The sequence below is a fragment of the Kitasatospora sp. NPDC059648 genome (genome assembly GCF_042734825.1).
Classification (GTDB): domain Bacteria; phylum Actinomycetota; class Actinomycetes; order Streptomycetales; family Streptomycetaceae; genus Kitasatospora.
Genome location: NZ_JBHWDU010000005.1, coordinates 180502 through 191511, shown reverse-complemented (window position 1 = coordinate 191511; position 11010 = coordinate 180502). Strand labels below are relative to the sequence as shown.

The following is an 11010-nucleotide window of genomic DNA, read 5'->3' as shown; positions in this document are numbered from 1 at the left end:
TCAAGCGCCTGCGGATCCGCTACGAGATACGTGCCGACCTCCACCTGGGCCTGCTTCAACTCGCCTGCAGCATCATCTGCCTGCGACGACTCCGAGCCTCATTCTGAAACGATCAGTAAACCGCTGGTGGACCTGCGACTGCTCGCCGACCGCGGCTACGGCGCGGCGAGCTGGCTCGCCCTACTCACCTCCGCCGGGCTGACGGGCGCGCTGTTCGTCCTTCCGCTGCTCTACCAAGACGCCCTCGGCGCCTCGGCGTTGGACGCCGGACTCAGCGTCTTCCCCGAGGCGATCGGGCTGATGGCCGCCTCCCAGGCGGTCGACCGGCTGCTGCCCAGCCTCGGCCCGCGCCGCCTCGCCCGGCCCGCCCTGCTGCTGGCCGCGGCGGTCCTCGCCGCCTTGGGCTTCGCGGAGAACCCCTGGGCCGTACGGGGGTTGATGTTCGCCGTCGGACTCGTCCTGGGCACGGCCGTGCTCACCGTCCAGATCGCCGGCTTCGCCGACGTCCCACCACCCGCCATGGGGCGGGCGATGGCCCTGTTCACCATCCTCCGCACCCTCGGCGGCGCCCTCGGCATCGCCGTGACCGCCGCCCTGATCGGCGCCCTCGCCGACGCCCCCCTACCGCATCGCCCTCGCCCTCACCGCAGCCCTGGTCGCCGCCGGCGCCCTGCTCACCCGACGCCTGCCGGTCGGCTCCGCCGCGGACTGAGGGTCAGCCCGTCCGGCCGGGCGCCACCACCGCCCGGCCGGACCACCACACCGAGGCGAACAGCATCGCGCCGGGCACGATCCCGGCCACCAGCGCGACCACGGCTGCGGGGGCGCCGCAGAACGCCAGCACCATCCCGAGCGCGCCGCAGGCCGCCATCCCCGCCCCGAGCAGGCGCAGCGCGGGCCGCTGCCAGGCGACCGCGAGCCCGAAGAAGTGCACCCCGATCACCAGGGCGATCCACCCCACCGTGGCCTGTGGCGTGTGCAGCACCTTGTTGATCACCGCCAACCCGACGGCGATCGCCACCACCTCGGCCACCACCACCAGCCAGTACCGCCCCCCGAAGCTCGCACCCCCGGGCTCACCCCGGGGCTCACCCCCGGACTCGGCCGCCGCCTGTGGCCGACGCCGCCCGAGCAGCACCAGAGCGAGGAACACGGCCACCCCGACCGCCCGCAGCGGGACGGCCACCCCCGTCGGCAGCGCACCCGCATTGGCCTCGACGAAGACGAGCCCGAAGCCTGAGCCGATGAGCCGACCAAGTTGATCTCTGTTCATGCAGGTCAGCATTCCAGTCGGATGCCCGTTCGGACCAGCGGGAAGACCCGCCCGGCTGCCGATACCGTCGTACGGTGGCAGGACCGTTGGAGGAGAGCGCATGAACCCCGACTACGTTCCGCTCGGCGCGCTGGAGCAGGCCGGGGTGTCGTACGGCGGCGGGCGGCAGGTGACCAGGTCGGCGGTGTTGGACGACTGGCTCGCCGGCGTCGGTGCCGAGGTGTACCGGGCCGTGCCGTTCAGCCTCGCGGTGATCGGGTGGGAGGTGTCCGACTTCACCCATGCGGCGGCGCTGGGCGGCCGCGCCCCGGACGTCCGGCAGATCGGCTACCTGCTCCCGCAGCCCGGCGGCGACGTGCGGTACGCCGCAGCCAACCTCTGATGGACGCTACTCGTTCGGCCAGAGGATGAGGTCGCCCATCCGGTGGCGGCGGGGCCGGTCGCCCAGTTCGGTGACGGCTGCGTGGATGCGGCGCAGATGGTCGACGGTGAGCTGGAGCGGCGGTTCGTCGGGCTGGTACGTGGTGCGGATCGGGTAGTCGACGCCGGGTGTGCGGGTCATCTCGATGTGGCAGCCGAGGACGTGCGTCACGGGACGGCTCTCGGCGAAGGCGACCAGGCGCTCGATGGTGCGGCCGAAGGCGGGCCAGTCGTCGATGTAGAGCCGGCCGGGGTAGACGGTGTCGCCGGTGAGCAGGAAGCCCGTCCACGGGTCGTAGTAGGTGACGGCGGCCTCGTGGTGCCCGGGGGTGGCCAGGCATTCCAGCACCCGCCCGCCGCCGAGGTCGACGCGGGCGACGGCCTCGGCGTCCCGGTCGAAGTCGAAGTACGCCCAGGCGGAGGGAAGTTCGGCGCCGACTACCGTGGTGTCGGTCCGGTCGGCGAACTGCCCGTCGCCCGCGATGTGGTCGCCGTGCGGGTGGGTGTGGAGGACCAGCAGCGGGTAGTCGTCGCGGGGGTCGTGGGCGAGCCGTCGCGTGATCAGCTCGTCGACGACGGCGCGCAGCGGGAAGTACTCGGGCTCAGCCGTCGCCCCGGTGTCGATCAGTACGGCCCGTTCCGTCCCGAACAGCAGGAACAGGAACGGAGCCTCGTAGTTGACCGCCTTGTTCTGCCGCAGGATGACGGTGTGCTCGTCGTACTCGTGGACCTGGATGTCCGGGTCCGTGTTGTGCTTCGCGGACGGCGAGCCGTGGATCCACCGCACGTCCAGCGGACGGGCGATGGGTGTATCGACAGCAGCCATGACGCCTCCAGGGGTGCGTCGTCTTGGCGGGCCGGGTACGGCGCACATCTCGTCCGGGGCGGCGCGCCGACGCGCTGCCTCGGGGAGTCGGCGGAGGCGTGGCGGGCGAGGACGCGTTCATCGCTGACCCCCCAAGGTCATCCGGTGTGGGCTCCCGACGTTAGGCGTCTGATGCCTCGGGAGTGTGCGAACCGACCGAAACCGTCCATGTGGGTGACCCCAGCAGGTGCGCCAGCCCGTCGGCCAGGCCGCCCGCGCCGGCAGGCGTAGTCGTGGCCGCCGTTGAACTCGCGGTACCCGACGTCGTAGCCACGTGCGGTGAGGACGTCCCGCAGGTGCCGGTTCTGGGCGAGCAGCAGCCGTTCCTGCAGGCCGACTTCGACGTAGAAGCGGGCCTCGCGCCGCGGTTCGGCGCCGAAGCGACGGGTGAGCCATTCGCTGCCGGAGCCGAACTCGGCGCCGTCCGGCCACCAGAAGGAGCCGGACTGGGAGAGCGCGTTGGTCCGCCGAGCACGGTGGTCACGATGCCGACCGGGATTTCGACCCCGCCGATCAGCACCCGCCCGACGGTGTCCGCGAGGACGACGAGCAGCGCGCCGGTCAGCGCCGAGCCGAGCACGGGCACGCGCGAGGGGCCGGCCAGTCGTGCGGCGATCACGGGTGCGGCGAGGGCGACGAAGCCGACCGGCCCGCAGACCCCGACCGCCAGCCCGGCGAGCGCGACGGCCAGCAGCAGGCAGGCGAGCCGGACCCGGGAGGGACGACGAACGGCTCACCGCCGGGGCGCTGCGCGCCACCGGCGTCGACGCCCTCGCCGACCGCCGCCTCGACCAGCTCTCCGGCGGCCAGCGCCAGCGCTGCTGGCTCGCCATCGTGCTCGCCCAGGACACCCCGGTGGTGCTGCTGGACGAGCCGACCAGCGCGCTCGACCTCGGGCACGCGGTGGAGGTGCTGGAGCTCGTCCGGCAGGTCGCGGCGGGCGGGCGGACGGTGGTGATGGTGCTGCACGACCTCGCGGCGGCCGCCCGTTACGCCGACCTGCTGGTCGCCCTGCGGGACGGCGCGGTGGTCGCCTGCGGGCCGCCCCGGGAGGTCGTGGACGCCTCGCTGGTGCGGGCGCTGTACGACATCGACAGCCACGTGCTGCCCGCGCCCGACGACGGGGCGCCGGTGGTCGTCCCGCGCGCGCCGGCCGGCTTCGGCCCGCCCGCCACGGCCTGAGTTCGGGGCCCGCCGAGCCCTTCCCGCCCCGCCATCGCTCACTCGTGCGAGTGGTTTCGACTCTCCCGCCCACCACGAGCCTCCCCCCCGCCCGTCGTGTTGTCAGTACCCCTCGCTACGTTCCTCGCATCGCTGGTCAGCACGAGATCAGACGTCGTTCCCGGTGGGAGGAGTACGGCCGTGGCATGGGTGGAGACGGGCGCGGGAGGGTACCGCGTCGCGCTCGACGACGAGGGCAGGGTGGTGTGCCGCAACGCTGCGGGGCGCGCGCTCAAGTCCTTGCCGTCGAAGCTCGGTGACGACCCGGTGGTCGCCCAGCTCAAGCAGCTCTCCGAGTGGCTCGCCGCGCACGAGCGTCGCTGCCAGGAGGACGTCGAGCGGTGGATGGTGCGCTCGCTGCCGGTGCCCGCCGCCGTGCTCGCCGCCGTCTGGCCGGACGACGCCTGGCGGGCCGTCCTGCGGGACGTCGTGGTCACCGGCCCGGACGGCGCCGTCGCCGGCTTCCTGCGCGACGCGGACGCCGAGCGCGGCCTCGGCCTGGTCGACCTCGACGGCGACACCGTCCGCCTCACCGACGGCGAGGTCCTGATACCCCACCCGGTGCTCCTCCCGGACCTCGACGACCTGCGCGAGTTCGCCGTCGAACTCGGCGTCTCCCAGCGGGTCCAGCAGCTCTACCGCGAGGTCTGGCACCGGCCCGACGACCCGTCGGCCGGCACCGAGGTCACCACCTACGCCGGCGGCCGCTACCGCGAGCTGCGCGAGCTGGTCGGGCGCTGCACCCGGCTCGGCTGCCGGGTCCGCGGCGGCTCCGCGGTGCAGTCGATCACCGAGGGCGGCCGCACCGTCGAGGCCCGGGTGTGGGTCGGCGACTACTACGAGTACGACGCCTGCGAGACGGGCGCGCTCAGCTGGGCCGGCCCCGACGGCCGCGCCCTGCCGCTCGCCGAGGTCGGGCCGGTCGCCTGGTCCGAGGGCACGAGGATGGCCGCCGCCCTGTACGCGGGCCGCACGATCGAGGGGGAGGAAGCCGCATGACCACCACCGTCCCGAACCGGGGCGCCGCGACGCCCGAAACGCTGCTCGACGCCGGCGCCGTCCTCCCGCCCGGCACGCTGCCGGGCGCCGGCGGCCCCGACAGCGCCGCCGACGTGCTGACCGCCCGCGGCTACGCCCACCCCGCCCTGGACGGCCGCCGGATCGTCCGGCTGGTCCCCGGTGCGCTCGGCCGCGCCGAGGACCTCGCCCTGGAGTTCCTCGGCCTCGCCCCCGAGGGCGAGCCCGCCGAGGTCGGCCAGGTCCGCCAGGAGGCGCTCGGCTTCCCGGCCTGGGCACTGGTCCACGACCCCGCCAACGGGCACCACGCGCTCGCCCTGGTCAAGGACCTGGAGCGGCTGGCCCGCCAGGCCCGCTCCAAGCCCGGCGCCGCCAAGGACGGCTTCGACGCGCTCGCCACCCGGCTCGGCCGCGCCGTGCCGCACTTCCTGCCCACCTTCTGCGAGGAGGTCGGCCGGATCTTCCTCGCCCACGACAACCGGACGTACGCCGCCGCCTGGTTCGGCAAGGCCCGCGAGGCCGAGCGCACCCACAACCTGGCCGTGGACGAGGAGCGGCTGCGCGCGGTCTTCCTGGAGTTCGCCCTGGCCGGCGCGCTCACCGTCAAGTCCCTGCGCCAGTACGTCAAGGAGCTCGCCCAGCGGCTCGACCCGCTGACCGCCTGGCAGCGCTTCCGCCAACTGTGCACCGAGCGCTCCGCGGCCGGCATGGCCCCGTACGCCGGCGTCGCCGAGGACGCCCGCGCGCTGATCCGGGCGGCCGGGCTGGACCGCACCGAGCACGAACGGGCCCTGCTCGCCGAGCTGCTGGACTCCCCGGCGGTCAACCGGGCGCCCGCGGCGTTCTGGAAGTCCTGGCACGGCGCGCTGGTCGACCTGGGCAGGAACGACGCCGCCGTCCGCACCCGCCTGCTGGAGCTGCTGCCCGATCCGGCCGCCTCCGGCACCGACGCCGCCCCGCACGACACCGCCTGGCTGGCGGTCCTCGCCGAGACCGGCGCGGAGGCGCTGCTCACCGGCGCCCGCCCCGAGGGCGCCGAGCCCGCCGCCGCCTGGCTCCAGCGCTGGTGCCACCACCTCGGCCGCGGCTGGCGCAGCCGCCCCAGCTGCCCGGCCACCCTCGCCCTGGCCGGGCGGATGGTCGAGCGGCTGCGCGCCGACGACGTCCCGGTCGACCTGTTCACCGGCATCCGCGTCAGCCACACCCGACTCGACCTGCTGAACCTGCTGCTGGCCGCGGGCGTCCCGGTCGCCGACCCGCCGGCCGGCCTGGGCTTCGACCTGCGCGAGTGGGTCGGCCAGAGCGGTCCGGACGCCGCCGCCCTCGCGGCCGTCGCCGCCGACGAGCGCTTCCGGCCGCTGCTGCGCCGCTCCGCCCCGTCCGCCTGGGAGGCGGCCGTCCGGCACCGGGCCGCCGTCCTGCCGCTGCTGAACGAGCTGTTCACGGAGTGGGCCGAGGAGCGCGCCGACGAACTCGCCGCCGTCCGCGGCCTGGCCGGCGCCGACGACCTGGTCCGCTCGCTGACGCAGTACCGCACCGCCATCCGCACGGTCGCCCCGGCAGCCGCCGCGAGGATCGCCGCGCTCGACGTCACCGGGCTGCTCACCCGCGCCCTCGCCACCGGCATCCTGGACGAACTCGGCTGGCCCGCCCTGGAGGAGGCGCTCGGCCGGCTCGCCGACCCGCCCGCCCCGGACGCTCTCCCGGACACCGCCCCCGGCCACCGCATCCGGGGCCTGAACGACCTGATCGTCGAGGACGCCTGGCCGTACCTGGTCCTCGCCCGCCACGACCGGGCCCTCGTGGTAGGGCCGCAGGGCATCGTGCTGGAACACACCCTGCGACTGCCCCCGCTGCCGGGCGTGCGCAACCGGCCCCGGCTGCGGTTCGTCGACGGCGAACTCCTCGTCGTCTGGTCCGAGGGCCGGGAGCAGAAGGCGTACTGGTCCGGCCGACCGGACCAGACCTTCGAGCTGACCGGCCGGACCATCACCGGCTACTACTACGGCGACCGCCACCCGGAAGCCGCCTCCCTGCCACTGCCCGGCGGCGGCCGCACCACCGGCACCCGCCCGCTGCACCCCGGCGACACCACCCTGCCCGAGGAGCACCCCGTCCTCGGCGACGGCACGGGCCACTGGACGGTGCGCCACGCCCAGGACGGCGGCCTCGTCCTGCGCGAACTCGACCCGGCCACGGGCATCCTGGGCCGCACCGCCGAACCGCCCCTGATCGCCGCCACGGCCGAGGCCGGCCGGCTCGTCATCGGCAGCACCGCTCTGCTCCCGGTGCAGCCCGGCCTGGAGGGCACCCCGCTCGGCACCGACGGCACCGTGCTCGGCAGCTGGGTCCGCCGCGACCCCGGACGCGCCGTCACCACCTTCACCGCCGACGGACGGCGCATCGTCCTGCCGCTGAACGACCACAACGACACCCACGTCCTTCCGGTCGGCCGGCTCGCCCTGCCCGGCGCGCAGGGCCCGGTGGTGAGCCGCACCGGCGAGTTCCTCGACCTCGGCCTGCCCGACCTCGCCGAACGCTCCGACCGCACCACCGCCCTGCGCTCCTGCAAGCCGGGCGAACTCGCCGCCGCCGGCACGGCGCTGGTCCCGCCGTACGACCACTGGCACGCCCTGCGGCCCCGCGACGAGGCGGGCTCCCGGGTCCTGCGCGCCCTGACCGCCGAGCAGGCCGCCCAGCTGATCGACCTCGCCTGGCCCGTCGACACCGAACCCGTCCCGGAGGACGAGCAGCGCTGGCTGACCGTCCAGGGCGTCCGGCGCCCGCTCGCCCAGCGCGGCGAGGCCCGCAACAGCCTGCCGGTCGAGGCGGTCGGCGCCGCCCTGCCCGGCATCACCCACCCGTTGCTGCTGGCCGGCGTCGCCGGGCTCGCCCGCGCCGCCGCCGACCTGCTCGACCGGACGGCCCGCTTCCTCCCGCAGCCCGACGCCGAACGGCCCACCAAGGCCGAGGCGGCCGAGTGGCGGCCCGCGCACGGCCGCGACCACGAACTGCGCGACGCCGTCGGCACGGTGCTCCCCGGGATCGGCGGCTTCGGCGGCGGCTGGGGCAGCTCCGACCGCTGCTGGACGCTCAACAACCTGCGCGCCGTCAGCGCCGTCCTCGCCGACCCGCCCGCCGCGAGCGGCGAGGGCTGGAGCACCCCGGCGACCGTCACCGTGCAGGGCGGCGACGCCAACCACGGCTGGCTGCACCTGCTCGGCCGGCTGGACGTCCTGGCCCACGCCGTCGCCGCACCGCTCACCGACCCGGCCCACCGCTCCTCGCTGGTGCTGCTGCTCAGCGAACTCAGCAAGGGCCCGCTCGCCGACCGCGGCGCCACCCTGCGCGAGATCGTCCTCGCCGAGCCCGCCGACAGCACCGGGACCAGCCGGCCGGCCGGCCACCGCCAGGGCGAGGTGCTGCGCCGCGGCGACCGCACCGTGGTCATCCTCGGCCACCGCCGCCAGTACACCGACGGCACGGTGCACTGGCTCGCCGTCGACCACGACCCGAGCGGCGGGTTCGGTCCCGTCGCCCACTTCACCACCGTCGAGGAGCGCGGCACCGAGGAGCGGGTCAGCGCCGCCTGGGTCGCCAAGTTCTGCAGGGTCGCCGCCCTGCGCGGGACCCTCCCGTGGGACGGCGCCCGCGCTGCCGCCTTCGCCGAACTCACCGGTATCGGCACCACCCGCGCCACCCTGCTGCTCAGCCCGCCGTCCGGCCTGCTGCACTGGGGCAACGCCCAGGTGCCCGCCGAGTACGGCCTCAAGCCCGCCGAGGTCAGGGCCGCCCAGCACTGGCTGCGCGGACACGACCACGACGGCATCGCCGGCGTCTGGGCCGCCCTGCTGCCCACCGACGACCCGAAGCGGCTGTGGACCGAGGGCCCCGACCTCGCCGCCGGTGCCGAGGCCTGGATCCGCCACTTCGGACGGCTCGTCACCCTCCCCGAGGAGGCGCAGGCCGGCGTCCAGGGCGTGCCCATCACCACCATCGAGGCGGTGCTCAACCCCGGCCACACCCCCTGGCTGACCGGCACCACCACCTTCCGGCTCACCGACGACGGCCACGGCACCCCGCGACTGGCGCCCGAGGACGCCTCCGCCGTCCCCGAGTCCGGAGCGCTGGGCACCACCATCCGCGCCCTGCGCTGGCTCGCCTACCACCTGCCCGCCGACAGCCCGCTGCGACCGCTGATGCCCCGGGCCGCCACCGCGCTGCGCGAGCGGCTGGCCGACCCGGAGCTGCTGCTCGACCTCGATCTTGTCCGCACCGCCAAGGGCGCCTCGCTGGCCGCCGTACTGCGCCCCCACTTCGGCCTGCCCGCCGAGGGCGGGGCCGACCCGGACGGCCTGGTCCGTTGCGGCCCGGCGCTCGTCCTCACCCCGTACCACGCCGAGTTCGAGCGGGTCTGGCTGCGCCCGGCCGCCCTCACCGGCCCGGACGACCCCCTGCTCGAACTGCTCGACGGGCTCTCCGGCAGCTACTGGTTCGGTACCGAGCGGGCCGCGATCCAGTCCGTCCTGCGCGGCGAACCGGAGCGCCTGGCCGCCTCCGCCGCCGCGGTGACGGCCACCGGCGACGGCCCGGCCTGGCTGCAGAACCCGCAGCTGTCCGCCCCCGAGCTGGTCGCCGAGGCGGCCCGCACCCACGGCCTCGGCGAGGACGCGGCCGCGCTCCACCTCCAACTGCTCGCCCTGCCCGACCCGACCGACCGCAACACCGCCCGCTGGACGGGCTGGAAGCCCGCCCGGCTCAAGCGCGCCCGCGCCGAGCTCGCGGCCGCGGGCCTGGTGCTGGAGGCCAAGCGGGCCCGGGCCGGCCGAAGCCTCTTCCTGCCCGGCGGCTGGCAGGAGGCCAAGGCGCCCGCCCTGCCGGTGGAGACCTGGAAGGCCGCCCTGTACGAACTGCCCACCCACCAGCCGGTGCTGCCGCACCTGCCCGTCCCGGAGCTGTTCGCCCTCGCGTGGCAGCGCACCGTCGACGGCGACGTCCCCGGCTACGAAGAGCTCCAGACCGGCAAGCGCAGGAAGGCCCGCCGATGACCACCACCGCCGTGACCACCACCGTCACCACCGCCGCCGCCGACTCCCCGGTACGGCAGATCGTCCCGCCCGAGGAGAAGCACGCCGCCGAACTGGAGTTCCTGGCCGCCCACGACGGCGGCCCGCGCCCGCCCGGCTGGCGCCTCACCCCGCGCGCGGTCGTCACCTTCGTCATGGGCAGCGGCGGCGAGAAGCTCAAGGCCGGGCGCCGCAGCCTGGTGATCGAGCCCAAGTTCGTCGGCGAGCGCGCCCTGGTCGAACGCTGCGTCGTCACCCTTGCCGGGGAGCGTGGCCTGCTGCTCGTCGGCGAGCCCGGCACCGCCAAGTCGATGCTCTCCGAGCTCCTCGCCGCCGCCGTCTGCGGCACCAGCGCGCTCACCGTCCAGGGCACCGCGGGCACCACCGAGGACCAGCTCAAGTACGGCTGGAACTACGCCCTGCTGCTCGCCAAGGGCCCCAGCCGCGAAGCCCTCGTCCCCTCCCCGGTGCTCACCGCGATGACCACCGGGGCCGTCGCCCGGGTCGAGGAGGTGACCCGCTGCCTGCCCGAGGTGCAGGACGCGCTGGTCTCCCTGCTCTCCGAACGGCGCATCGCGGTACCCGAGTTGGCCGGCACCCCGGACGGGCAGCTGCACGCCGCCGCGGGCTTCACCCTGATCGCCACCGCCAACCTTCGGGACAGGGGCGTCAGCGAGATGTCCGCCGCCCTCAAGCGGCGGTTCAACTTCGAGACGGTCGGCCCGATCGGCAGCCTCGCCGCCGAGGTCGAACTGGTCCGCCGCCAGTCCACCACCGCCGTCGCCCGGGCCGGTGCGAGCTACGCCGTCGACGACGCCGTCCTGGAGGCCCTGGTCACCGCCTTCCGCGACCTGCGCACCGGCCGCTCCACCGAGGGCTGGGACGTCGAGCGACCGTCCACCGTGATGAGCACTGCCGAAGCCGTCTCCGTCGCCACCGCGCTCGGCGTCACCGCCGCCTACCTGCCCGACGGCGGCGACCTCCTCGGCCGCCTCCCCGGCCAACTCCTCGGCGTGGTCCGCAAGGACGACCCGGCGGACGCGGCCCGGCTGCTCGGCTACTGGGACGGGCCGGTCCGCCGCCGCGCCGAACAGGGCGCCGCCACCTGGCGCACCCTGTGGGAGCTCCGCTCGGCGCTGGAGGCCTGA

At 75.4% G+C, this 11010-nt stretch carries 6 protein-coding genes, 5 pseudogenes and 1 riboswitch; of the genes and pseudogenes, 7 read left to right on the top strand and 4 right to left on the bottom strand.

The features are described from left to right. Positions 1 to 107 (top strand): annotated as a pseudogene (locus ACFV1W_RS05770) (IS5/IS1182 family transposase); the annotation flags it as partial. Positions 108 to 120: 13 nt separating this feature from the next. Continuing rightward, positions 121 to 691 (top strand): annotated as a pseudogene (locus ACFV1W_RS05765) (MFS transporter); the annotation flags it as partial. Positions 692 to 715: 24 nt separating this feature from the next. Here the strand turns inward: ACFV1W_RS05765 and ACFV1W_RS05760 are convergent. Next, positions 716 to 1273 (bottom strand): hypothetical protein, encoded by a 558-nt coding sequence (locus tag ACFV1W_RS05760; protein ID WP_380413433.1) that lies wholly within the window; start codon positions 1271 to 1273, stop codon positions 716 to 718. A gap of 100 nt (positions 1274 to 1373) precedes the next feature. Here ACFV1W_RS05760 and ACFV1W_RS05755 point away from each other — a divergent pair, with 100 nt between their 5' ends. Further along, on the top strand, positions 1374 to 1655 hold the full coding sequence (locus tag ACFV1W_RS05755; RefSeq protein ID WP_380413431.1) for a hypothetical protein: 282 nt from the start codon (positions 1374 to 1376) through the stop codon (positions 1653 to 1655). A 6-nt stretch (positions 1656 to 1661) separates the two neighbouring features. Here ACFV1W_RS05755 and ACFV1W_RS05750 read toward each other — a convergent pair whose 3' ends face one another. The 3 genes and pseudogenes from ACFV1W_RS05750 to ACFV1W_RS05740 all read right to left on the bottom strand — a co-directional run. Beyond that, positions 1662 to 2519: an MBL fold metallo-hydrolase gene (locus ACFV1W_RS05750; RefSeq protein ID WP_380413430.1), complete on the bottom strand. Its 858-nt coding sequence runs from the start codon at positions 2517 to 2519 to the stop codon at positions 1662 to 1664. A gap of 12 nt (positions 2520 to 2531) precedes the next feature. Further along, positions 2532 to 2599: riboswitch (guanidine-III (ykkC-III) riboswitch) on the bottom strand. 80 nt (positions 2600 to 2679) lie between these two features. Next, a pseudogene (locus ACFV1W_RS05745) lies at positions 2680 to 3016 on the bottom strand (alpha/beta hydrolase-fold protein); the annotation flags it as partial. Between the two features lie 2 nt (positions 3017 to 3018). Then, positions 3019 to 3279: pseudogene (locus tag ACFV1W_RS05740) on the bottom strand (iron chelate uptake ABC transporter family permease subunit); the annotation flags it as partial. Between the two features lie 23 nt (positions 3280 to 3302). On the opposite strand from ACFV1W_RS05740, the pseudogene ACFV1W_RS05735 reads away from it, so the two are divergent. The 4 genes and pseudogenes from ACFV1W_RS05735 to ACFV1W_RS05720 form a co-directional block, all read left to right on the top strand. Then, positions 3303 to 3740: pseudogene (locus ACFV1W_RS05735) on the top strand (ABC transporter ATP-binding protein); the annotation flags it as partial. A 180-nt stretch (positions 3741 to 3920) separates the two neighbouring features. Beyond that, on the top strand, positions 3921 to 4778 hold the full coding sequence (locus tag ACFV1W_RS05730) for a DUF4132 domain-containing protein (protein ID WP_380413429.1): 858 nt from the start codon (positions 3921 to 3923) through the stop codon (positions 4776 to 4778). Next, positions 4775 to 9844 (top strand): hypothetical protein, encoded by a 5070-nt coding sequence (locus tag ACFV1W_RS05725; RefSeq protein WP_380413427.1) that lies wholly within the window; start codon positions 4775 to 4777, stop codon positions 9842 to 9844. The genes ACFV1W_RS05730 and ACFV1W_RS05725 overlap by 4 nt, the downstream gene beginning before the upstream one ends. Continuing rightward, a complete protein-coding gene (locus tag ACFV1W_RS05720; protein ID WP_380413426.1) occupies positions 9841 to 11010 on the top strand; it encodes an AAA family ATPase in 1170 nt (389 codons plus the stop codon). The genes ACFV1W_RS05725 and ACFV1W_RS05720 overlap by 4 nt, the downstream gene beginning before the upstream one ends.

Excerpts from the sequence above, each read along its gene's own strand:
- ACFV1W_RS05760 (WP_380413433.1), bottom strand. The coding sequence starts at position 1,273 with ATGAACAGAGATCAACTTGGTCGGCTCATCGGCTCAGGCTTCGGGCTC.
- ACFV1W_RS05755 (WP_380413431.1), top strand. The coding sequence starts at position 1,374 with ATGAACCCCGACTACGTTCCGCTCGGCGCGCTGGAGCAGGCCGGGGTG.
- ACFV1W_RS05750 (WP_380413430.1), bottom strand. The coding sequence starts at position 2,519 with ATGGCTGCTGTCGATACACCCATCGCCCGTCCGCTGGACGTGCGGTGG.
- ACFV1W_RS05725 (WP_380413427.1), top strand. The coding sequence starts at position 4,775 with ATGACCACCACCGTCCCGAACCGGGGCGCCGCGACGCCCGAAACGCTG.
- ACFV1W_RS05720 (WP_380413426.1), top strand. The coding sequence starts at position 9,841 with ATGACCACCACCGCCGTGACCACCACCGTCACCACCGCCGCCGCCGAC.